Source organism: Actinocorallia sp. A-T 12471, assembly GCF_033875155.1.
Classification (GTDB): Bacteria; Actinomycetota; Actinomycetes; order Streptosporangiales; family Streptosporangiaceae; genus Actinocorallia.
The window spans coordinates 278,291-298,973 of the sequence record NZ_JAWZTE010000008.1 but is presented as its reverse complement, the minus strand read 5'-3'; the positions used below and the strand labels follow the sequence as shown (position 1 = coordinate 298,973).

30 protein-coding genes, 1 tRNA gene and 2 pseudogenes are annotated in these 20,683 nt (G+C 69.9%); 20 read left to right on the top strand and 13 right to left on the bottom strand.

Annotated features, from left to right (window positions below; genetic code table 11):
- The first annotated feature begins 1 nt into the window (after position 1).
- On the top strand, positions 2-556 hold the full coding sequence (locus R9X44_RS23255) for a barstar family protein (protein WP_319816365.1): 555 nt from the start codon (positions 2-4) through the stop codon (positions 554-556).
- Positions 557-560: 4 nt separating this feature from the next.
- On the opposite strand, the gene R9X44_RS23250 is transcribed toward R9X44_RS23255, so the two are convergent.
- Positions 561-1,331: a deoxyribonuclease IV gene (locus R9X44_RS23250; protein ID WP_319816364.1), complete on the bottom strand. Its 771-nt coding sequence runs from the start codon at positions 1,329-1,331 to the stop codon at positions 561-563.
- Between the two features lie 97 nt (positions 1,332-1,428).
- Between R9X44_RS23250 and R9X44_RS23245 the strand changes: the two genes are divergently transcribed.
- From R9X44_RS23245 to R9X44_RS23220, 6 genes are all read left to right on the top strand, one after another.
- Positions 1,429-1,632, top strand: coding sequence for a hypothetical protein (locus R9X44_RS23245; RefSeq protein WP_319816363.1), 204 nt, complete (start codon positions 1,429-1,431; stop codon positions 1,630-1,632).
- Between the two features lie 127 nt (positions 1,633-1,759).
- Positions 1,760-2,050: a 30S ribosomal protein S6 gene (rpsF, locus tag R9X44_RS23240; protein ID WP_123669660.1), complete on the top strand. Its 291-nt coding sequence runs from the start codon at positions 1,760-1,762 to the stop codon at positions 2,048-2,050.
- 44 nt (positions 2,051-2,094) lie between these two features.
- Positions 2,095-2,667: a single-stranded DNA-binding protein gene (locus R9X44_RS23235; RefSeq protein WP_319816362.1), complete on the top strand. Its 573-nt coding sequence runs from the start codon at positions 2,095-2,097 to the stop codon at positions 2,665-2,667.
- 65 nt (positions 2,668-2,732) lie between these two features.
- Entirely contained in the window at positions 2,733-2,969 is a 237-nt protein-coding gene (rpsR, locus tag R9X44_RS23230) for a 30S ribosomal protein S18 (RefSeq protein ID WP_123669662.1), read from the top strand.
- Positions 2,970-2,985: 16 nt separating this feature from the next.
- Positions 2,986-3,426: a 50S ribosomal protein L9 gene (gene rplI, locus R9X44_RS23225; protein WP_319816361.1), complete on the top strand. Its 441-nt coding sequence runs from the start codon at positions 2,986-2,988 to the stop codon at positions 3,424-3,426.
- Positions 3,427-3,555: 129 nt separating this feature from the next.
- Complete coding sequence (locus tag R9X44_RS23220) at positions 3,556-3,804, top strand: DUF4190 domain-containing protein (RefSeq protein WP_319816360.1); 249 nt, start codon at positions 3,556-3,558, stop codon at positions 3,802-3,804.
- 9 nt (positions 3,805-3,813) lie between these two features.
- Here the strand turns inward: R9X44_RS23220 and R9X44_RS23215 are convergent, their stop codons facing one another.
- Together R9X44_RS23215 and R9X44_RS23210 are read right to left on the bottom strand one after the other, a co-directional pair.
- Complete coding sequence (locus R9X44_RS23215) at positions 3,814-4,002, bottom strand: hypothetical protein (RefSeq protein WP_123669664.1); 189 nt, start codon at positions 4,000-4,002, stop codon at positions 3,814-3,816.
- Between the two features lie 67 nt (positions 4,003-4,069).
- Positions 4,070-5,374, bottom strand: coding sequence for an MATE family efflux transporter (locus R9X44_RS23210; RefSeq protein ID WP_319816359.1), 1,305 nt, complete (start codon positions 5,372-5,374; stop codon positions 4,070-4,072).
- A gap of 230 nt (positions 5,375-5,604) precedes the next feature.
- Here R9X44_RS23210 and dnaB point away from each other — a divergent pair, with 230 nt between their 5' ends.
- The 6 genes from dnaB to R9X44_RS23180 all read left to right on the top strand — a co-directional run bounded on the left by dnaB (position 5,605) and on the right by R9X44_RS23180 (position 11,138).
- Positions 5,605-7,833, top strand: a complete 2,229-nt coding sequence (gene dnaB, locus R9X44_RS23205) for a replicative DNA helicase (RefSeq protein ID WP_319816358.1) — start codon at positions 5,605-5,607, stop codon at positions 7,831-7,833.
- Positions 7,834-7,840: 7 nt separating this feature from the next.
- Positions 7,841-8,431, top strand: a complete 591-nt coding sequence (locus R9X44_RS23200) for a DUF6000 family protein (protein ID WP_319816357.1) — start codon at positions 7,841-7,843, stop codon at positions 8,429-8,431.
- Between the two features lie 162 nt (positions 8,432-8,593).
- Entirely contained in the window at positions 8,594-8,821 is a 228-nt protein-coding gene (locus R9X44_RS23195; protein WP_319816356.1) for a hypothetical protein, read from the top strand.
- 231 nt (positions 8,822-9,052) lie between these two features.
- On the top strand, positions 9,053-9,892 hold the full coding sequence (locus tag R9X44_RS23190; protein ID WP_319816355.1) for an aldo/keto reductase: 840 nt from the start codon (positions 9,053-9,055) through the stop codon (positions 9,890-9,892).
- 171 nt (positions 9,893-10,063) lie between these two features.
- Entirely contained in the window at positions 10,064-10,495 is a 432-nt protein-coding gene (locus R9X44_RS23185; protein ID WP_319816354.1) for an ATP-binding protein, read from the top strand.
- Positions 10,496-10,499: 4 nt separating this feature from the next.
- A complete protein-coding gene (locus R9X44_RS23180; protein ID WP_319816353.1) occupies positions 10,500-11,138 on the top strand; it encodes a B3/4 domain-containing protein in 639 nt (212 codons plus the stop codon).
- A 5-nt stretch (positions 11,139-11,143) separates the two neighbouring features.
- Here the strand turns inward: R9X44_RS23180 and R9X44_RS23175 are convergent, their stop codons facing one another.
- The 5 genes and pseudogenes from R9X44_RS23175 to upp form a co-directional block, all read right to left on the bottom strand.
- Positions 11,144-12,433, bottom strand: a complete 1,290-nt coding sequence (locus tag R9X44_RS23175) for a helix-turn-helix domain-containing protein (RefSeq protein WP_319816352.1) — start codon at positions 12,431-12,433, stop codon at positions 11,144-11,146.
- Between the two features lie 512 nt (positions 12,434-12,945).
- Positions 12,946-13,455 (bottom strand): annotated as a pseudogene (locus tag R9X44_RS23170) (PH domain-containing protein); the annotation flags it as partial.
- Complete coding sequence (locus R9X44_RS23165; RefSeq protein ID WP_319816351.1) at positions 13,455-13,613, bottom strand: hypothetical protein; 159 nt, start codon at positions 13,611-13,613, stop codon at positions 13,455-13,457. The gene R9X44_RS23165 and the pseudogene R9X44_RS23170, both read right to left, overlap by 1 nt.
- A gap of 89 nt (positions 13,614-13,702) precedes the next feature.
- Complete coding sequence (locus tag R9X44_RS23160) at positions 13,703-13,930, bottom strand: three-helix bundle dimerization domain-containing protein (protein WP_319816350.1); 228 nt, start codon at positions 13,928-13,930, stop codon at positions 13,703-13,705.
- 163 nt (positions 13,931-14,093) lie between these two features.
- The gene (gene upp / locus R9X44_RS23155; protein ID WP_319816349.1) at positions 14,094-14,729 is read right to left on the bottom strand and encodes a uracil phosphoribosyltransferase; all 636 of its coding nucleotides are present in this window, start codon (positions 14,727-14,729) and stop codon (positions 14,094-14,096) included.
- Positions 14,730-14,781: 52 nt separating this feature from the next.
- Between upp and R9X44_RS23150 the strand changes: the two genes are divergently transcribed.
- The 5 genes from R9X44_RS23150 (at position 14,782) to R9X44_RS23130 (ending at position 16,587) form a co-directional block, all read left to right on the top strand.
- Positions 14,782-14,955 carry a hypothetical protein gene (locus R9X44_RS23150; RefSeq protein ID WP_319816348.1) on the top strand — a complete coding sequence of 58 codons (174 nt, stop codon included), beginning with the start codon at positions 14,782-14,784 and terminating at the stop codon, positions 14,953-14,955.
- 89 nt (positions 14,956-15,044) lie between these two features.
- Positions 15,045-15,533: a tRNA adenosine deaminase-associated protein gene (locus R9X44_RS23145; RefSeq protein WP_319816347.1), complete on the top strand. Its 489-nt coding sequence runs from the start codon at positions 15,045-15,047 to the stop codon at positions 15,531-15,533.
- A 20-nt stretch (positions 15,534-15,553) separates the two neighbouring features.
- Positions 15,554-16,018, top strand: a complete 465-nt coding sequence (locus R9X44_RS23140) for a tRNA adenosine deaminase-associated protein (protein WP_319816346.1) — start codon at positions 15,554-15,556, stop codon at positions 16,016-16,018.
- A 37-nt stretch (positions 16,019-16,055) separates the two neighbouring features.
- A complete protein-coding gene (tadA, locus tag R9X44_RS23135; RefSeq protein ID WP_319816394.1) occupies positions 16,056-16,487 on the top strand; it encodes a tRNA adenosine(34) deaminase TadA in 432 nt (143 codons plus the stop codon).
- A 10-nt stretch (positions 16,488-16,497) separates the two neighbouring features.
- Positions 16,498-16,587, top strand: a tRNA-Ser gene (locus R9X44_RS23130).
- A gap of 42 nt (positions 16,588-16,629) precedes the next feature.
- On the opposite strand, the gene R9X44_RS23125 is transcribed toward R9X44_RS23130, so the two are convergent.
- The 5 genes and pseudogenes from R9X44_RS23125 to R9X44_RS23105 form a co-directional block, all read right to left on the bottom strand.
- Complete coding sequence (locus tag R9X44_RS23125) at positions 16,630-17,046, bottom strand: winged helix-turn-helix domain-containing protein (protein ID WP_319816345.1); 417 nt, start codon at positions 17,044-17,046, stop codon at positions 16,630-16,632.
- 132 nt (positions 17,047-17,178) lie between these two features.
- Positions 17,179-17,874: pseudogene (locus tag R9X44_RS23120) on the bottom strand (hypothetical protein); the annotation flags it as partial.
- A 55-nt stretch (positions 17,875-17,929) separates the two neighbouring features.
- Positions 17,930-18,109: a DUF397 domain-containing protein gene (locus R9X44_RS23115; RefSeq protein WP_319816344.1), complete on the bottom strand. Its 180-nt coding sequence runs from the start codon at positions 18,107-18,109 to the stop codon at positions 17,930-17,932.
- 193 nt (positions 18,110-18,302) lie between these two features.
- Positions 18,303-18,500, bottom strand: a complete 198-nt coding sequence (locus R9X44_RS23110; protein WP_319816343.1) for a DUF397 domain-containing protein — start codon at positions 18,498-18,500, stop codon at positions 18,303-18,305.
- A gap of 8 nt (positions 18,501-18,508) precedes the next feature.
- The gene (locus tag R9X44_RS23105; RefSeq protein ID WP_319816342.1) at positions 18,509-19,351 is read right to left on the bottom strand and encodes a helix-turn-helix transcriptional regulator; all 843 of its coding nucleotides are present in this window, start codon (positions 19,349-19,351) and stop codon (positions 18,509-18,511) included.
- A gap of 163 nt (positions 19,352-19,514) precedes the next feature.
- Between R9X44_RS23105 and R9X44_RS23100 the strand changes: the two genes are divergently transcribed.
- Both R9X44_RS23100 and R9X44_RS23095 read left to right on the top strand, forming a co-directional pair.
- Positions 19,515-19,937 carry an ATP-binding protein gene (locus tag R9X44_RS23100; RefSeq protein WP_413774973.1) on the top strand — a complete coding sequence of 141 codons (423 nt, stop codon included), beginning with the start codon at positions 19,515-19,517 and terminating at the stop codon, positions 19,935-19,937.
- A 194-nt stretch (positions 19,938-20,131) separates the two neighbouring features.
- Positions 20,132-20,611 carry a hypothetical protein gene (locus tag R9X44_RS23095; protein WP_319816340.1) on the top strand — a complete coding sequence of 160 codons (480 nt, stop codon included), beginning with the start codon at positions 20,132-20,134 and terminating at the stop codon, positions 20,609-20,611.
- The last annotated feature ends 72 nt before the right edge of the window (positions 20,612-20,683 follow it).

Sequence of the window (20,683 nt, the reverse complement as noted above, 5' to 3'; positions counted from 1 at the left end):
CATGCAGGGGCTCGAAGACGTGATCGCCGGCCATGGGACGCCCGGCGTCTACCGTTGGGAGATCGACCAGGAGGAGCTGTTCCGGACGGTGCGCAAGGCGCCTTCTCCGGCGGCCCCCAAGAGAACCGCCGAAGGGCGGCTCGCGCTTCCGCTCGCCATGGGCGGCGGGCATTCCGACGTGGAGATGCCGCCGTGGCTCATCGCCGCGGAAGACGCCGGGTGGGAGGTGTTCGGCCTCGGCCCGGCCGAAGGCAAGGACGCGTTCCTGGAGCGCGCGGGCGAGGTCCTGGAGTTCCCCGAGTACTACAACGCCGAGAGCTGGGACGCCTTCTACGACCTGCTCACCGACATGGAGTGGCTGCCCGCGCGGTCCGGCTACCTGATCGTCTGGCCGGGCTGGCGCGACCTGAACGCCGCCGACCCCGACGCCTTCACCACGGCCCTCGACGTCTTCGCCGACGCCGTCGACGCCTGGGCCGAGAGCGACACCCCGATGTTCGTCCTGCTCCCGGCCGGGCCGGACGACCTGCCCGACCTGCCCCAACTCGACTCCTAGCGCGCTACAGGGACTCCCGCAGCCAGGCGATGTCCTCGGCCTGTCCGTCCCCCGGCGTCTCGACGACGATCGGGGCGGCGGCCTCCCGGCAGACCGCGAGGATCAGCTCGGGGTCGATCTGCCCCTTGCGCAGGTTGGCGTGCCTGTCGGCGCCCGAGTCGAACGCGTCGCGGCTGTCGTTGCAGTGCACGAGGTCGATCCGGCCGGTGATCGCCTTGATCCGGCTAACGGCGTCGACCAGGGCCTCGCCGCCCGCGTGCGCGTGGCAGGTGTCAAGACAGAAGCCGACGTTCTCGGCGAACCCCTCGACGCCGTCGAGGGTGTCCCAGAGCTGGGCGATCCTGTCGAACCGCCGCGCCATCGCGTTGCCGCCGCCCGCGGTGTTCTCGATGAGGACGGGGATCGGGCATTCCAGACGCTCGAACACCTTGCGCCAGTTGTCGAACCCGACCTGCGGGTCGTCGTCCTCGCCGAGGTGGCCGCCGTGCACGATCAGCCCCTTGGCCCCGATCCCCGCGGCCGCGTGCAGGTGCTGCTGGAGCAGCTTGCGGCTGGGGATGCGGATCCGGTTGTTGGTGGTGGCGACGTTGATCCGGTAGGGCGCGTGCACGAACACCTCGACGTCCGACGCGGCCACCGCCTCGGCGAGCCCCTCGGGCGCGACGGGCGCCTTGAAGCTCTGCGGATCGCCGATGAAGATCTGGACGACCTCGGCCCCGACCTCGGCCGCCGCCTCGATCGGATCGACTGCTCTGACGTGGGCTCCGATGCGCATACGAGTCAGATTATCGGCGAGTCCACAGCTTGGACCCCGTTTTGTCACCCGCAGCGGCTAGAGTCGAACACGACTTCGATAGGGAGGAGGATGGACAGTGAGGAACCCAGCACAGCGGACCCCGGCACCCAGTGATGAGGCGCACAGCCCAGCCGAGCAGCGGGTCAGCGAGTTCGCCCAGCTCGACGACCACGCCCTGATCGACGAGCTGTCCACCTTGACGACCCAGACGGCACGCATGCGCGCCCGGATGTTCGACCTCATGGCCGAGCTGGACAGGCGGCGTGCCAACGCGGCATGACGACCTGTGACGCGCTGGTAGTGTGGTCCGGTCCCGTACTGTGCGCAGGGCACGGACGGGGCAGGCAGCTAGCCCTCCTGTCACGGACACGCCGTGACCGCATCAGTCCAGAGGAGGTAGGGACCTCATGCGTCGCTACGAAGTCATGGTGATCCTCGACCCGTCGCTCGACGAGCGCGCGATCACCCCCACGGTCGACCAGTTCCTGAACGTCGTCAAGACCGGCGGCGGTTCGGTTGAGAAGGTCGACGTCTGGGGTCGTCGGCGTCTGTCGTACGACATCCAGAAGAAGTCCGAAGGCATCTACGCGGTCGTCGACCTCACCGCTGAGCCCGCGCTGGTCAAGGAGCTGGACCGCCAGCTCAACCTGAGCGAGTCGGTGCTGCGCACCAAGGTTCTGCGTCCCGAGGTCCACTAGTCCTCCGGCGACCGGCCCCACACTCCAGGCGGGAGCGTTAACCCATGGCAGCAGGCGACACCACGATCACCCTCGTCGGCAATCTCGTCGAGGACCCGAACCTGCGGTTCACCGCGTCCGGGCAGGCCGTCGCGTCCTTCCGGGTCGCGTCCACGCCGCGTTTCCTGGACAAGGCGACCAACGAGTGGAAGGACGGCGAGAGCCTCTTCCTCACGGTCAACGTCTGGCGTCAGGCGGCGGAGAACTGCGCCGAGAGCCTCCAGCGCGGCATGCGCGTCATCGTGCAGGGACGCCTCAAGCAGCGTTCCTACGAGACGCGCGAGGGCGAGAAGCGCACCGTCTACGAGATCGAGGCGGACGAGGTCGGCCCCTCCCTGAAGAACGCCTCGGCCAAGGTGACCAAGACCTCCCGTCAGGGCGGCGGTTCCTTCGGCGGCGGAGGCGGCTACTCCGGTGGCGGCCAAGGCGGCGGCTACCAGCAGGGTGGCGGCGGCGGCTACCAGGGCGGCGGGGGGAACTACTCCTCCGGCGGCCAGGGCGGCGGCCAGCCCGCAGACGACCCGTGGGCCACCAGCGCCCCGTCCGGCGGCGGCTACTCCGACGAGCCCCCGTTCTAACAAGTAATCTGTCCAAAATGTCCATTCCTGCGTAACGCAGGGCTCTGCATCCTAGGAGCACCACGATGGCCAAGCCACCGCCCCGCAAGCCGAAGAAGAAGGTCTGTCTGTTCTGCCAGGAGAAGATCTCCTACGTGGACTACAAGGACACGACCCTTCTGCGGAAGTTCATCTCCGACCGCGGCAAGATCCGTGCTCGCCGGGTGACGGGTAACTGCACCCAGCACCAGCGTGACGTCGCCACGGCGATCAAGAACGCGCGCGAGATGGCGCTGCTCCCGTACACCTCGACCGCTCGCTAGGAAGGGGACGAACATCATGAAGCTCATCCTCACCCAGCAGGTGGCCGGCCTCGGTGCGCCGGGCGACGTCGTCGAGGTCAAGGACGGCTACGGCCGCAACTACCTCGTCCCGCGCCAGTTCGCGATCCAGTGGACCAAGGGCGCCGAGAAGCAGATCGCCGTGATCAAGAAGGCGCGTGCCGCCCGCGAGATCGCGACGCTCGACCAGGCCAAGGAAGTCGCCGACTCCCTCAAGGGCCTCAAGGTCGTCGTCAAGGCCCAGTCCGGCAAGAGCGGCCGCCTGTTCGGCGCCGTGACCGCCGGGGACATCGCCGAGGCCGTCAAGGCCGCCGGTGGCCCTGACCTCGACAAGCGCCGCATCGAGATCGGCAACCCGATCAAGACCGTGGGCGCGCACCAGGTCACCGTCCGCCTCCACCCGGAGATCAGCGGCACGGTCAACCTGAACGTCGCCTGACGCTCCGCGCAAGCCGCACGAGGCCCGTATCCGCGAGGATGCGGGCCTCGTCCGTTTCCGACAGATCCGCCCGATGCCCGTCCGCGCGCGGGTCTGGTCCGGCGCGCGCGGCTCGGGGAGACTTGCCCGATGCGCCGCATGAACCCCTACGCCGTCGCCGCCCTGGTCTGCGGACTGCTGTGGGCGTGCTGGCTCGGCAGCCTGCTCGCCGTGGTCTTCGGCCACCTCGCCCTCCGCCAGATCGCCAGGCGCGACGAACGCGGCCGCGGCCTCGCGCTGGCCGGGCTGGTCGTCGGCTACCTCTCGCTGCTGTTCCTCGTCCTCACGCTGCTGCTCCAGGGCGGCCTGTGGGTCGCCCCCGCCTCCACCGACCTGTGACGCCCTCCCTCAGTTCTCGATGACGGCCCGACGGGTGCGCCGCCGGGCGGACTCGGGGTCAATGCCTTCCACCAGTGTGAAGATGTGCTCGACCCGCTCGGCGAGCAGATCCGGAGGCAGGCCGGCGAGACCGTGCGCCGACAGCTCGTCGATCGCCTGGCTGAGCCGGGCCAGCCTCTCCCCGTGTGGTGAACGCATGTTCGAAGTCTAGCGTGCCCCACTGACAATTCGAGCATGTTTTCGAACCGGGAGTCGGGGGCAGTCCTTATCGCACCGCGCCCGTCACGAGCCAGCGCCCGGAGCGTGCGCGCAGGCCAAGCGTGACGAGCCTGGCCAGCATCCACCAGCCGAGGGAGAGCCACAGTGCGACGATGCCGTGATCGGCGGCCAGCCACACCGCGGGAACGAACGCGGCGAGGGTCGCCACACCCGCCCAGGCGAGGTAGCGCATGTCGCCCGCGCCGATGAGCACGCCGTCGAGGACGAAGACGAGCCCGCCGAGCGGCTGGATGAGCGCGACGACCACAAGCGCGCTGGTCAGCAGGGAGGCTACGCCGGGGGAGGCGTCGAACAGAGGCGGGATCAACGTACGGGTGGCCAGCAGCAGCGCGCCGAACGCGCACGCCGCGCCGAGCCCCCACCACAGCATCCGCCGCGTGACGGCACGCGCGCGCTCGACTTCACCGGCCCCCAGATGACGTCCCAGCAGCGACTGCCCCGCGATGGCGACGGCGTCGAGCAGGAACGAAGACAGCAGCCACACGCGCGAGCTGATCCCGTACGCGGCCGCTGCATCCGTGCCCTGGTGCGCGGCCGCACGGGTGGACATGACGAGCGTTGCCTGGAGCGTCACCGTACGGATGACGAGCGCGAAGCCGGAGGCGGCCGCCGTACGCAGCCCGCGAAGGTCGGGCCGCAACCCGGAGCCGTGACGCCGCGCCAAGGACGCGACTGCGTACAGGTAGACGAGTCCGCCCCCGGTCTGCGCCGCGACGGTGCCCCAAGCCGACCCCGCGATGCCCCACTCGAGCACGAGCACGAACAGCACGTTCAGCACGAGGTTCGCCGCGAACATCGCGACGGAGACGACGAGGGGGAAGCGCCCGTTCTGCAGGCCGCGCAGGATGCCCGTCCCGGCGAGGACTATGAGCATGCCGGGCGCGCCGAGAAGGGCGACCCGCAGATATTCGGTCGCGTAGGAGTTCCCGCCGAGGAATCCGACGATCGCGTCGCTCGTAGGCAGGCCGACGACGACGATGAGCGCGCCGAGCAGGAGCGCGAGCCAGATCCCGTCGACGCCCTGCCGCGTCGCGGCACGGAGCCGTCCCGCGCCCACCTGACGCGCCACGGCGGCGGTCGTGGCGTAGGCGAGGAACACGCAGCAGCCGACGACGGTCGACATCGCCTGCCCCGCGACGGTCAGCCCGGCCTGTTGCGCGGTGCCGAGCCGTCCCACGATCATGGCGTCGGACAGCAGGAACAGCGGCTCGGCGACGAGGGCGAAAAAGGCCGGTATGGCGAGCCGCAGGATCTCCCCGTCGATGTTTTCTCGACGGATTTCACCGTCCACAGGGTGTGGATCGTGTTTCCGCAGCTCAGGGCCTCATTTCGTGATCTGGCAACGCGGTTGTCCCCAAGTTGTCCACAGGTTATCCACAGGCTGGCGGGGTCTCTGCACAGGTCGTCCACAGGGTTATCCACAGGCTCGGGTTGGAGTCCGCCGACTTCAGTCCGAGAATGTCAGACGGCCGGGTTAGAACAGTGGGGCGGGTCTGCCCTGGAGAGCGGAGGTGTTGCGGGGTGAGCATCGCCGAGATCCCCAGGCAGGAGTCGGAGTTCGAGCGGGTCCCACCGCACGACCTCAACGCCGAGCAGTGCGTGCTCGGCGGCATGATGCTCGCGCCGGACGCCATCTCCGACGTGGTCGAGGAGCTGCGCTCCACCGATTTCTACCGCCCCGCCCACCAGGTCATCTACGACGTCATCCTCGACCTCTACGGGCGCGGCGAACCGGCCGACGCCGTCACCGTCGGGGCCGAGCTCACCAAGCGCGGCGAGCACACCCGCACGGGCGGCGCGCCGTATCTGTTCACGCTCATCAACTCGGTGCCCACCGCCGCCAACGCCGGGTACTACGCGAAGATCGTCCAGGAACGCTCGGTGCTGCGCCGCCTCGTCGAGGCCGGTACCCGCATCGTGCAGCTCGGCTACTCCGCGGGCGCCGACGCCGACGATCTGCTCGACCAGGCACAGGCCGAGGTCTACGCGATCGCCGACAAGCGCTCCGGCGAGGACTACCTCCAGCTCAGCGACATCATGCCCGGCGCGCTCGATGAGATCGAGGCGATCGGCAGCCGCGACGGCTCGATGGTCGGCGTCCCCACCGGCTTCACCGATCTCGACGCCCTCACCAACGGCCTGCACGCGGGCCAGATGGTCGTCATCGCGGCGCGTCCCGCGATGGGCAAGGCGCTCGATCTCGACACCCCGCTGCCCACCCCGTCGGGATGGACCACCATGCGCGCGGTCGCGCCGGGCGATCTGCTGCTCGGCTCCGACGGCGGTCCCGTCACCGTCATGGCGGTCAGCGAGGTGATGGCGGACCGTCCCTGTTACGAGGTCGAGTTCGATGACGGCGCGCGGATCGTCGCCGACGCCGCGCACCTGTGGACGACCCGCGACGCCGCAGGCACGCGGGCCGTGGTGACGACTGAGGCGATCGCGTCCGAGGTACGCACCCCCGAGGGCGCGCCCAATCACGCGGTCGCCCTGCACGAGCCGTTGCGGCTGCCGCCCGCGCGGCTCGCGGTCCCGCCCTATGCGTTCGGCGCGCGCCTCGCCGCCGCCGTCACGGGCGCGGCGTTGTCCGCCGAGGTGGAGATGCGCGTCGAGGGCGACCTCGCCGACCATCCACAGGCTGGGGATATCCCCGACGAGCGGCCGTCCGAAGGGGAGATCCCCGCCGGATACCTGCGCGCCTCACTCGCCCAGCGCAGCGCCCTGCTCGCCGGTCTCCTCGACGCCGCCGCGACCCCCGCACCCGACGGCACGATCACGCTGCCGCCCCTGCCCGCGCGCCTCGCCGAAGGCGTCGTGGAACTCCTTGCGAGCCTCGCCTACTCCTGCACGAAGACCCCCGAGGGCGGGATCGCGTTCGCGTGCGACGAAGAGGTCTTCCGCGACCCCGTCAAGCAGCGCGCCCACAAGGAGCTCCGCGCGGACGCGCCCAGCGCGCGCTGGATCGTCGCCGTACGCTGGGTCGCCTCACGTCCCGTCAAGTGCGTGCAGGTGGATGCCGCCGACCGCCTCTACCTCGCGGGCCCCCGCATGGTCGCGACGCACAACTCGACCCTCGCCCTCGACTTCGTGCGCGCCGCGTCCATCAAGCACGGCCTCACCTCGGCGTTCTTCAGCCTGGAAATGGGCCGCAACGAGATCACGATGCGTCTGCTGTCGGCCGAGGCCCGCGTCGCCCTGCACGCGATGCGCTCCGGCACGATGAACGACGACGACTGGACCCGTCTTGCCCGCCGCATGAGCGAGGTCGCCGAGGCCCCCCTGTTCATCGACGACTCCCCGAACATGTCGATGATGGAGATCCGCGCCAAGTGCCGCCGCCTCAAGCAGCAGCACGACCTGCGCCTCGTCGTCATCGACTACCTCCAGCTGATGTCCTCCGGCAAACGCGTCGAAAGCCGCCAGGTGGAGGTCTCGGAGTTCTCCCGCTCCCTCAAGCTCCTCGCCAAGGAACTCCAGGTCCCCGTCATCGCCCTCTCCCAGCTCAACCGAGGCCCCGAACAGCGCACCGACAAACGCCCCATGGTCTCCGACCTCCGCGAGTCCGGGTCCATCGAGCAGGACGCCGACATGGTGATCCTGCTGCACCGTGAGGACGCCTACGAGAAGGAGTCCCCCCGCGCCGGCGAAGCCGACCTCATCGTCGCCAAACACCGCAACGGCCCCACCGCCACCGTAACCGTCGCCTTCCAGGGTCACTACAGCCGCTTCGTAGACATGGCAACGGGGTGACGAGGCCATGGCGACGGACCCCAAGGCCGAGCTGATTGATCGGTATGTTGTTGCGAGTGCTGATCCGCCCAGGGGAAGTCGGTATATGCGGCTTTTGCATGGTGGTTTTGCGGATGGGCCGGAGGTTGGGCGGTTTGTCGGGGAGCTCAGGCGTGATGCCGGGGAGATCGGTGATCGGGAGCTCGCGGTTCTGCTTGAGCCGAACTGGCGGCCGCGTCTCACCGCCGCCTGGCTGATCGGTGTCGGGCGTCGGTCGGGCTTCAGGGCGCGCCTTGGGGAGCTTCTGCTGGCGAGCGAACTCTGTTTTGCGGGGCAGGGCTACTGCATTGCGTTGACCCTGTTCGGTACGGACGAGGACGCCGAGCTGCTCGTCGCGTACCTGGATCGCTATCTTCGCCGTCCGGAATGTCGGTATGACCAGTTCTGGGCGATGGGTTCGCTCCTGTGCCTGGACGAGCAGCTTGACGCCGATCGGGCCGCCGCGTTCCTCGTCCCCGGCGGCCTCTGGGACCAGTGGGCCGACGCGCGCACCCCGGACACCCCGCTGCTGAAGCAGCGGATCGGGAACCTCTGCGCCCTCGTCGGCGACCCCGTTTAGACCCGGCCCACGCGTGGCGGAAATTCGGGGGACGGGGTGTTGCTGCCAGGGTGCTGTTGTGGGCTTGAGGAGTGGCGTGAGTGGTCGCGTGTGGTGGATGAAGGGGTGGGCGGCTGGTTCGGGCACGATCCGTCGCCCGGGGCCGAGCGTGATGGAGACCTGGTGCGGCTTGTTGTGGACGCCGAACACGACGACAGCCCGGTGATCGAGACGACGGTCGCGGAGCTCGCGACCGGCCTGGAGCAGGCCGAACGGGACTTGAAGGACTTTCTCGCCCTGGTCGCCGACTGGGCCCCTCGGCACGTTCCCGACCACGCCGGCAGGCTGGTCGCGGCGGTCGCGCGCGCCCTCGACCTGACCCCGCACGGGGGTGGTTCCGGTGTCGTGTGACCGCACCACACGACACCGGAACGGTGTCTCCCCGACACCTGCCGGCAGAACCGGCCGCGAGCACCAGTGTGGTCGCAGCCGGGTAGGGCTTATATGGGGGCAAAGAAGGAAAAAGCCAGCAGTCAATGCTACGAATTGTCAGTTATGGCAGGGCGGGTGGGCCTGAGCTGGGCTGACTCGGGGCTGACTCGTGCGGCGCGGGATGTCGGGGACCGGGGTAAAGTCGCCGTCATGTCGTTCGGACTGTTCTTCATCGGCCGTGATCTTCCGGTGCACCGGCTCGGTTTCGGCACCGCCCGGTTCGTCGGCGACGGCCACTGGGGCCCGCGCGGCGAGCGCGCCGACGCCGTCCGGCTGCTCCAAAGCGCGGTCGAGGCGGGCGTCGACCTCATCGACACCGCGGGCGATTTCGGCCCGGGGCTCGCCGAGGAGATCGTCGCCGAGGCGCTGCACCCGTATCCGCTGGGCCTGATCGTCGCGACGAAGGGCGGCGTCGCGCGCACGTCGGCGACCGAGTGGCACATCGACGGCAGGCCGCAGGCCCTGCGCGCCGACTGCGAGGCGAGCCTAGAACGCCTGCGCCTCGACACGATCGACCTGTTCACCCTCGGCCGCATCGACCCCCAGGTCCCGCTCACCGAGCAGCTCGGCGCGCTGGTCGAGCTGCGCGAGGAGGGCAAGATCCGGCACATCGGCCTCGACGGCGTCAGCGCGGCGCAGTTGCGCGCCGCGTTGGAGATCACCGAGATCGTCTCGGTCCGGCAGCGTTTCCACATGTTCGACCGTTCCGCGACCGCCCTGCTCGAGCTGTGCGAGGAGCGCGCGATCGCGTTCCTGCCCTGCGCGGGCGATTCCCCCAGAAAAGCCGCCTCCGACGAGCGCGTCGCCGAGGTCGCCCGCGCCTGCGAGGCGACGCCCGCCCAGGTCGCGCTCGCGTGGCTGCTGCACCGCTCGCCGGTGCTCCTCCCGACCCCCGGCACGGCCGATCCCGAGCACCTCGCCGCCAACCTCGCCGCCGCCGAACTCGAGCTGACGCCAGAGCAGATCGCCGCCCTCAACGCCCTCGCCTAGCCCCGACGATCACCGAAAGTCACCAACAAGCGCCCCCCGACGCCACCGAAGGGCGCGCCTGTGGCCTGGGGAAACGACGGAATCGGTTGCGTAGCCCGGTCCTTGACGAGACCATCGGACATCGGGTGATTACTCGCCGTAGTTCGAGTGGGGGCAAGTATGGCCGCACAGGTGAGCAGCGTGCGTTTCCCAGGCAGGGCCGACCAGGTGCGTCGGGCCCGCCGTTTTGTGGGCCGCGCGCTGGGTGAGGAGCACGCCGGACGGGAGGACGCGATCCTGCTGGTGAGCGAGACGGTGACGAACGCGGTGGAGCACACCGGAAGCGGAGGCCCCGGCGGTTTCTTCACGGTGACGGTCAGCCGCACCGACACGTGGGCGCGCGTGGTCGTCGCCGACGCGGGCGCGCAGACCGTCCCGTGCTTCTGCCGGGTGGGCGCGGAGTCGACCGAGGGGAGGGGCAGCGAGCTGCTCGACGCGTGCGCGTCGCGCTGGGGCATCACCCGCGACCCGGACGGCACCCGCGTGTGGTTCGACGTGGGCGTGCCGGAGGACGCGGCGCACCGGCGCGAGTCGGCGACGGGCGCGCTCAGCGCGGCATACTGAGCTGATGCTCGAGAAGATCGTCGTCACCGACCAGGTCCGCGCGCTGCGTCCGGACTTCGCCGTGCTCGCGATGACGGCGCGCGGCCTCGCCAACGGCCCGGGCGACGCGCAGTCGCACGGTTGGCTCGCCGCGGCGGCCCGCGAGGCGGACCCGGACGATCCACACGTCGTCGCATGGCGTGCGGCATACCGGGCGTTCGGCGCGAAACCCAACCGAACCCGTCCTTCGGTGGACGCGCTGCTGCGCCGCGCCGACAAGCTGCCGTCCATCAGCCGTGTCGTCGACGCCTACAACGCCGTCAGCGTCGAGTACGCGCTCCCGATCGGCGGCGAGGACCTCGACCACTACGCGGGCGCCGCGGTCCTGACCGTCGCCGAAGGCACGGAGACGTTCGGCGAGGACGAGCCGCCCGTGGCGGGCGAGGTCGTGTGGCGCGACGACATCGGCGTCACGTGCCGCCGCTGGAACTGGCGGCAGTGCGCGCGCACCCGCATCACCGACGACACGCGCGACGCCCTGTTCCTGCTGGAACGCCTTGAGCCCTACCCGCTGGAACGCCTGCACGCCGCGGGCGAGGCCCTGGCGACGCGGTTGCGCGCGATCTCCCCCGACGTCGAGATCGAGGGCCGCCTGATCGGCTGAACGCCTCAGCGTTCGGCGAACTGGGTGGTCCGCTGCGTCGGCCGCAGCCCGACGGACTCCAGCGCGCGCCGGTAGGCGTTGGTGGCCGCACCGCCGTCGCCCGCGGCGTCGAACAGGTCGCCGAGCTCGCGCGACAGCGACGCGGTGTGCCGCGACGCGGGCAGCCGCTCGAGCTGCGCGGCCGTGGTCCGCAGCACCCCGAGCGCGCCCTGGACGTCGTGCTGCGCGAGCTGCGCCGAGGCCAGGACGAGCTGGGCCTGGACGGCGATCGGATCGAGCTGCCCGGGCAGCGAAGCGAGCGTCTCCCTGAGCCGCCCGACGGCCTCGTCAAGCCGCCCGAGCCTGACGAGCGCGCGCGCCGACTCGATGACGCAGACTGTCGCTTCGTCTCCGTGCAGATCGGGCGCGGCCAAGGTGAGCAGTTCAAGCGCGCGCAGGTTGTCCTGCCCGTCGCCGCGCACCAGCGCGCGCGCTCCGGCGACCCGTAGACGGGCCCGCGAGGTGTCCCGCCCATGGGTCGCGGCGGCCGACAGCGCCTGTTCGGCGAGGTAGATGGCGTCCCCGAGCGCGCTTTCGCCGAGCGCGCGGCGGCTCGCGTCGTAGTACGCCTCGGCGACGTCGCGGTCGTCGCCGAGCAGTGCGGTGAGCTCACGCGTCCGTTCGGCGTCGGCGCGGTCGAGGTGTGCGAGCAGCAGGACGCGCGCGACCTCGGCGAGGTCGGGTCCGGTGGTCAGCCCGAGGCCGGTGAGCCGACCCAGCGCGCGCTCGCCCAGCGAGACGGCCTGGCCGAGGTCGCCGACCGTGTGGTAGCAGCGGGTCAGCGCGATGACCGACGGAAGCCAGCTGGTGCGTCCCGCGTCGCGTTCGGCGAGTTCGCGCAGCTCCTCGAACCCGGCGATCGCCTCGGTCGTGCGGCCGAGCTGTTCAAGCGCGCGGGCACGTCCCCAGCGCGCGCGCAGGGTGAGGTCGGGGTTGTCGTCGGCGGCTATGACGTCGTCGAAGCCGCGCAGGGCGTCGTCGGGGCGTCCGGCGTGCAGGGCGAGTTCGCAGTGCCTGGCCAGCACCTCGATGTGCGCGCGCTGCTCGGGCTCGATGCCCTCCGACAGGTACTCCGGCGTGCAGCCGAGCCGTTCCGACAGCAGCTTCAGCACCGCGGGCGTCGGCGTGCGCTTGCCTGACTCGATGAGTGAGATATAGCTGTCGGAAAGGTCGTGCCCGGCCAGTTGTGCCTGCGACATGCGGCGGGTCAGCCGCAGATCACGGACGCGTTCTCCAACACTGCCAGGACCCGGCATGACGACTCTCTCAACGGGGGAAGCGACGCGATTCGACGCGGCGGGGGTGCCGATGTTTTGTACGCACCGTGCCTTCGCGCCGGTGCGCAAATAAACCGGCTCGGTGCATTCGCCAGCGTAACCGGAGGAGTGGTCCTTGAGCCGCGCCGTATCTCACCTGTGACATAGCGGGTCAGGATCGGTGTCGCGGAACGGGTCAAACCTGTGGATATGACAGTGGCCCGTACCCCAGGGGTACGGGCCACTGTCGTAACGGGTCAGAGTTCCGGTGTTTCGCCCGGCGGGAGCCGCTCGGCGAGCTGCCGGTGGATCTCGGCGGCCTGCCTGTGCCATTCGCCGCTCTCGGCGACGAGCTGGTCGAGCTGCGCCTGGACGCCTTCCAGCTTGAGCCGGCGTTCGTCCAGGTCGCCGTCGGTCCCGGTGGTGACGGCGGCGGCGAGTTCGGTGCGCATCTTCGGAATGGCGTCGATCATGTCGCGCAGCCGCTCTTCCAGCGGCGACGGCTTGCCGCCCGGGAAGATCATCTGGCACACCTCGGTGTAGAGGTGGTCGGGGTAAGGCAGGTAGTTCACCTTGCGCAGCGCCTGGTCCTGGCCGGCCGATTCGGCGATGAACATGCCATAGCCGAGCAGCCTTCCCGCAGGGGAGCGCTCGTATTTCATGTCCGTCACCTTCGACAGCGGCATCATGGCCACGTCGCGGGTGATGAGTCCGCCCGACAGCAGCATCCGCTGGTTGGTGATGACGAAGTACGCGACCGACCATTCGGCCACTTTCCAGACGAACCACGCGAGCAGGATCAGCCACAGCCACCAGATCCCGCTGACGACGAGGCCGGTGTCGTCGCCGCCGCTGACCGTGTTGGACAGCAGACCCGCGACGATGAGCCCGCCGAGCACGAACAGGACTGGCGTCATCAGCATCGCCGGATGCCTGCGCACGACGATGACCTGCTGCTCCTGCGGCAGCAGGTACCGGGTGATGGACGTGGGCGCGGAGTCTCCCGGCGTGACGAGCCGCATCAGCCGAGCCCGTTCAGGAAGGTCGCGATCGACCCGGCCGCGCCCGCGATGCCGGACGCCGCGCTGTTGATCAGCGTGGCCGCGCCGCCCGGCGATTGCATCGCGTAGATGACGGCGAACCCGCCGCCGACCCACAAGAGGTGCTTACCACTGATCACGAACCCGCCTCCCGAGGAGCTGACCGGCCTCACCACAGTAGCGGTCATACCCCTCAGAATCCCTTAGCGCACAGGCGATTCGGCGGTTTTCAGGTGCCGATCCGCGGGGTCCTCTCCGCCGCGACGATCGCCAGGACGCGCAGGTGGCGGCGCGCGATCTTCTCGACGAGTTCCGGCTCGTCCGACCCGATGACGTCGCGTGCCCCGTGCAGCGCCACGGTGACGCAGCGGGTGACGGTACGCGCGGGGTGGACTGTCGCGAACTCCTTACGCAGCCTTTCGGTGACCTCTTCGTATGCCTGTTGTTCGAGAGCCATCGACGGGTCCCTTGCCTAGCCCGCCGGACCCCGGCTGATGCCCCCAACGGGCCGGGCCGGCGAGAGGAGAGAACTACTCTCCGTAGTGACTAGTTACCCTGAGGTGATGACAGCCGAACCTCCGTGACAGCCTCCCCAGGACCGTCCGGTAAGACGACCTCCCTTAGACGACCCCGTAAAGCCGGTCTCCCGCGTCGCCAAGGCCGGGGATGATGTACCCATTCTCGTTCAGCCGCTCGTCTACGGCGGCCGTGACGATGCGGATAGGAGTGTCCGCAGGGAACGCCTTCTCTACGACCTCAAGGCCCTCCGGCGCGGCGAGCAGGGTGATCGCGGTGACGTCACGCGCGCCGCGTTCGAACAGCAGCTGGATCGCCGCCACAAGGGTGCCGCCCGTGGCGAGCATGGGGTCGAGCACGTAGCACTGCCTGCCGGACAGGTCGTCGGGCAGGCGTGTGGCGTAGGTCTGCGCCTTCAGGGAGTCCTCGTCGCGGACCATGCCGAGGAAGCCCACCTCGGCGGTCGGGATCAACCGGGTCATACCGTCCAACATGCCGAGGCCCGCGCGCAGGATCGGCACCACAAGGGGGACCGGCCGTGACAGCCGGACGCCCTGGGCCGAGACGAGCGGTGTGTCGATCGTCACCGGCGAAACCCGGACATCTCGGGTGGCCTCGTAGGCCAAAAGGGTGACGAGTTCGTCGGCGAGGCGGCGGAACGTGGGGGAGTCGGTGGTCACGTCGCGCAGCGCGGTCAGCTTGTGCGCCACCAGGGGATGGTGGACGGCGAGGATCTCCATGAGTGGCCACGCTAACAGGGATGACCCACCCTTCTCTGGGAAGGAAAACCCCATGGAAGGCACAGACTGGAGTCCAGAGGAGATCCGCGAGCGGCTGCGCCGCCGTGCGGCGTTCCTGCGCGACCTCGCCGAGGCCCGCGAGCTGCGCCGCCGTGTCGCTCCCCGCAGGTCCAAGCGCGCTCAGATTCACGCGACCCTACGCAGGAGGACTTATCGGGCCGAGTAGGGTTCAGGAGTAAATAGCGCGCTCACGCCGCACAGCGGCCTGGCATCTGGGAACATTCCGGTGGCACAGCACTTCGCGGCGGGTGAGGGATGACGGACACCGACACGACCGATTTCGCCGTTGTGGTCTTTCGTGAGGAGTCCAAGTGGGAGACCGAACTCCTCCCGGTGGCCCTGTCGGAGGACCTCGACGGTCTGATCCACGCGCTTCGGCAGATGCCGGGCATCGGCGGCACGATCGGCCTCGTGGCGGTCGGTGATGATTTCTTCGTCGCGATCCGCGTCCTCGGCGGTGAGGTCCTCGTCTTCCTGTCCGACGTGACGGCGTCGCTGGACTGGCCGCTGGCCCGTCAGGTGCTCGAATACCTCGACATCGACCTCCCGGACGAGGATGACGACCTCGACCAGGTCCTGCCCGTCGGCGACATGTCGATCTTCGCCGACCTCGGCCTCGACGAGATGGAGCTCGGCGCGATCTCCGGCGACCTCGACGCCTACCCCGACGAGATGCTGCTCGCGATCGGCGAGAAGCTCGGGTTCGCGATTCCCCTGGAGCGGGCCCTCGACAGCCTGGTGTGACGCCGGGTCACAATAGGACCGTGCCTTCTTTCGCCGCCGTCTTCGCCCGCACCGACTCAGGCTGGATCGCCGCCGACGCCGACCTGGCGCAGAGCGAGCAGCCCGAGGACGTGACAGACCTGCTCCGCGAGGCGGCGCTCGAAGCGCCGGGCGATCTTGTGGTGCTGCTGGTCGAGGACAATGACGCGTGGTTCGGCGTCGTGCGCGTCGACGGCGAGGACGACCCCCGCGTGTTCGTCTCGGACGCCTCGGCCGCCCAGGCGGCCCCCGGGGTGCTCGGCGAGCTGCTGCTCGACCTGGTGACCGACGGCCTCGAGGCGAAGGCCGACGGCGACCCCGTCGGGGACCCGGCCCTGCTCGGCGACCTCGGCACGGCCGAGGAACGCCTCATGCGCCTCAGCGACCGCGCGGTCCCCACCGACGCCCTGGACGAGATCGCCCAGTCCGCCGGTTTCGCCGACGAACTCGACGCGCTGCGTGTCTGACCCGTCCCAGGAGCTGCTTACGCGCTGTGCCGGGTGGATGCGCGAGGCGCTTGCCGAGGCCGAGAACGCGGGCCAGGACGTCCCGATCGGCGCGGTCGTCGTCGCCCCCGACGGCGCGATCGTCGCGCGCGCCCACAACGAACGCGAACTCACCGGCGACCCCACCGCGCACGCGGAAGTCCTCGCCCTACGCCGAGCCGCAAGCGCGCTGGGCTCCTGGCGGCTGACCGACTGCGCGCTCGTCGTGACCTTGGAGCCGTGCACGATGTGCGCGGGGGCCGCTGTGCTGTCTCGTGTGGCCCGGATCGTCTATGGGGCGATCGACTTGAAGGCGGGGGCTGTCGGGTCGCTGTGGGACGTCGTCAGGGACCGCAGGCTCAATCACAACCCCGAGGTGATCACCGGCGTTCTGGCCGATGAGTCGGCCGCGCTGCTCACCCGGTTCTTCTCTGCGCGCAGACTCGGGTAAGCTCTCCCGCGGTGGTGTCGCCTAGTGGCCGAGGGCGCGCGCCTCGAAAGCGCGTGATGGGGCAACTCATCCAAGGGTTCAAATCCCTTCACCACCGCCACAGAGAAGGCCCCCGACCTGCACAGGTCGGGGGCCTTCTTGCTCAGACCATGCGGACGACGGTGCGGTCGCCCGGGTATGCCTCCTCGACCGAGGTGCCGGCGCGGGTGATGACGAGCATCGACACCGCGGGGGACAGGTCGTAGAAGCGGCGTTCGGCGGGCGTGGGCGGCCGGGTGGCGACGACGTCGCCGGCCCGCGCGTCGACCTCGTTGATCGAAGGCCGGGGCCGCCGGAACGCACCGATACCCGCCTCGACCACCACAAGGCCCTCACGTTCGAGTTCCTGCAACGCGGCGCGCACGACGCCGCGCCCGACGCCGTACCGCTCGGTCAGCCGCCCGATCGACGGCAGCAGCTCGCCGTCGAGCAGACCTTCCACATGGATGCGCAGCACCTCCGCGAGCTGCAGGTACAGCGGAATACGCGAAGCGCGGTCAATCGACTCCGGAGCGGACATGCCGAGCACGCTGCCACGCCCCCGACCACTCCCGAGAGCACCCGATCCCTACCAGAGCGTATAACTGTTCGAGAAGAATTCGAACATCCCACCTCCCGCCCCCACCCCCTGACCGCACCCGGCCACCCGGGGTCAGATGCGGGGCTGGGTGGGGGTGATTTGGAGGGTTGTGGTGGTGGGGGTGATGGTGAGGGTCAGGGAGGTGAGGGGTGGGCGGCCGGAGGCGTGCCAGTGGTCGCAGGTCTGTTCGATGGGGGGCCACAGGGGGTGGGGGCCGCCCTGGAGGACTTGGGTGGGGGCGTCGGGGTGCCAGATGATGGCGGCCCAGGAGGGGGAGGTGCGGGAGTAGAGCCAGGTGACGGGGAGGTCGCCTTGGTGGGCGGGGGCGGCGACGACGTCGGGGACGCGCATGCCGATGACGAGTTCGGCGGCCGGGTCGTGCAGGTCGTCCCTGGTCAGGTGGGTGGTGGAGGTCGTGGTGTCGGCGGGCCAGCCCGGGGCGTCGGCGGGGATGTAGGCGTGGTGGTCGACGTCGTGGCGGTCGCGTCGGTCGCGCATGAACTCGGCGGGACGGGTGAAGGGGCCGCTCGCGTTGCCCTGTTCGTCGACGGTGAGGCGGACGACGGCCCCCCGGTTGACGAACCCGGTCCGCCAAGGCGCGACGATCACCCCACCCGGCCGCGTCTGCCCAAGCCAGGCGGCGTGGATACGTGAGACGGCATAGGTGACCTGCACACGGTCATAGGGCGCACCCGACGGCCACCCGAGCGCCCCATCCCCGGCGACGACCTCGGCCGCATACCCGGCGGCCGTAACGCGCCGCGCCGCCTCCCGCGCGACCCCGGGATCGAGTCCGGGAGAACCTTTCCCGGGTGAGCACCGGCTAGGCGCGCAGACGGGTTGTGAGGCGGCGGAGTTCGGCGCGGGTGAAGCTCAGGTGCGGGTCGGCGGGGTTCTTGCTGTCGCGGACGGCGACGCGGTCGCGCTGCTCGGCCAGTTCGACGCACGCGTCACCGGTGGGAGAGCTATGCGAGGACTTGCGCCAGCGGAAGGGGGTGGACATCGGTGCTCCTTACGGTCACGGATGCGAGTGGCGTTCCCAGAAACCTAGGTGACCAAACACGGCCGGATGGGCTAGGCGTTCGATAGGTGTTCGATTATCGTGGGAGTTGCGCGCTCCTTGGCCTGGACGGGCGCACGAGAAAGCCCCCGGCAGTGCGAGCTGCCGGGGGCCTGTATCGGTCGTTATCGGCCGGTTAGAACTCGTTCGTCCGGATGCGGGAGACGAGGCGGCCGAGCTGTGCGCGCGTGACGCTCAGGTGAGCGTGGGCGGGGTTCTTGCTGTCCCGAATGCCGACGTCTCCGGCCTCACGCAGCTCGGCGAGTTCGACGCAAGTGTTGTTGCCGCCGCCACTGTATGAGGACTTGCGCCACTGAAGACGAGGCTGGTGCATGGCCTGGACTACTCCTTGGAGATCGCAGTGATGAGCGCCGCCGAGTCCTCGGGGGACAGCGCGGCTTCCGCGACTTGCGCGTACACCACCTTACAGCGGTGCACCTGCCCGGAATCTTCGATGTAGTGGCCGCCAGGCACGGTCTCGACGTACACCGTGTCCAGCTCGATCGGCGAGTCGAACTCGAAGATCACCATGCCGCCTTCACCGAAGGTCGGGTAGTGCGCCCTTTCGGTCGGGATCACCCTGAGCTCGACGTTCGGCCGCTCCGCCTCTTCGAGGAGTCGCTGAAGCTGGCGGCGCATCACCGTGGGCCCGCCGATGGGCCGGTGTAGAACCTCTTCGGTCAGCACGGCGCAGAGCTTCGGGGCCTTCTCCCTGAGCAGGATCGCCTGTCGTGTCAGTCGCGCCTGAAGTCGGAGGTCGGTCTCCTGCGGACTCGGCGATACCTGCGAGATGAGTTCGCGGGCGTAGTCCGGCGTCTGGAGAAGGCCCGGGATACCTTCCTTCTCCAGCGAGAGGATTCTGTCGGCCGCGTCCTCCAGTTCCGCGTACGAGCCGGAGAAGATCTCGCCGAACGGCACCCACCAGCCGCGCTGCCTGATCTGCCGCGTCAGTTCGAGGAACGCCAAGCGGCGCGCGTGGTCGATGCCGCCGTACGCGCCGAGGATGCGCCCGACGTCGGCGACTGTGGGCGTGGTGGTGCCGGTCTCGACACGGTTGAGCTTCGACTTCTGCCAACCCAGCGCGGCAGTCGCGTCATCGGTCGTGAAACCCGCCTCCCGGCGGAGTTTCCGCAGTTCCGAGGCGAGTTTCCGCTGCCGTGCCGTTGGCCCCTGGTCCTTTGCCATGCCCGGAGTTTTGCACGGCCGTGTCTACCCGCGACGGGCAATTGGCCAAACTCGGCCAAGATTTCTTAGACAATCTCTCGGCCCCATAGAAAAATCTACGACATCATGTGGGCCGATGCCGCTGAGAGTAGCGGTCCGGCCACACTCAGGGAGCGTGAATGGCATGGGTCGGAGTCGAACCGAGCTGAGACTTGTCGGGTTTGCCCGGCTTAAGCCGGATGCGCAGATGCCGGGGAGGGCGCGGAAGTGGGCGGCTTCGGTGGCCGCGCCGCACGCGTCGTCGCCGGCGATCGACACGCTGCGGCTCCTCACGTCCGAGATCGCGACGAACGCGTTGCAGCACGGCGGCGCGACCGGAATCGTCCGGGTCGCCCTTCTGCTCGCCGACGAGTCAGCCCGCCTGCGGGTCGAGGTCTACGACGAGGGCGGCGGCGTCCCCTCCCGTCGCACCGCCTCCGACGAAGACGAGGACGGCCGCGGCCTCTTCCTCCTCGACGCCCTCGCCCACGCCTGGGGCCACGACCCAGGCCCCGACGGCCGCGGCACCGTCGTCTGGTTCGAACTCGACGCCAAGGCCACGGCCTGACCCCCGGCGGGGCCGCGCCCCCCGCCCCCGAAGCCCGCCCCGAAACCAGAACGGCCCCGGCCGCTGCGCCAACAACGGAACCCCGGGGCCTCAGTCAGGAAGAGAACTCCTGCCTTATGGCCAACCCTACCGACCCCCGCCTCCCCGACCCCCGGAACCCGCGCCCCTCCCGCCCCTCGCCCGCGCTTATCGCGGTGACCGATTCGGGTTCCCGGGCCGCCGGGCGTCCACCGGCCCGGCCGGGCGGGCCCACCCGTCCCGCCGCACGTCCCGTCGACCCGGCCGCACTGCGCGCCGCCTTCCCCGAGGTCGTCACCCTCTGGTGGGGCGCGTCGACCCACGTGTGGCGCGCGCTCGTCCACGTCGACGGCGTCGACGCCTGGGTCACCGCCGACACCCTCACCCGCCTCGGGCACGCCCTCTGGACCCGCCTGCGCTCCCGTCCACCCCGACCCCCCGCCCGCCCGCCTTCTCCGCGCCCGGCGTCCGCGACCTTCGCGGGGCCTTCCCGGAGGCTGCCTCCGCCGCCCGTACCGTCACCCCTGGACACCGCCGACTTCTGGCCGGGCCGTTCGGCTCCCGTCCCTTCGCCGACTCCAGCGCGCGCGGGCCGCCGTCCTAATCTGCTGACGCGGCTGACCGACCGCTTCCGCACCCGTCGCGCGGCCGCGTAGCCGACGTCGTGGGCCCGTGCGTAAGGAAGTCCGCATCCTTGACGTCGCGGGGCGCGGCGTAAGCGGAACCGT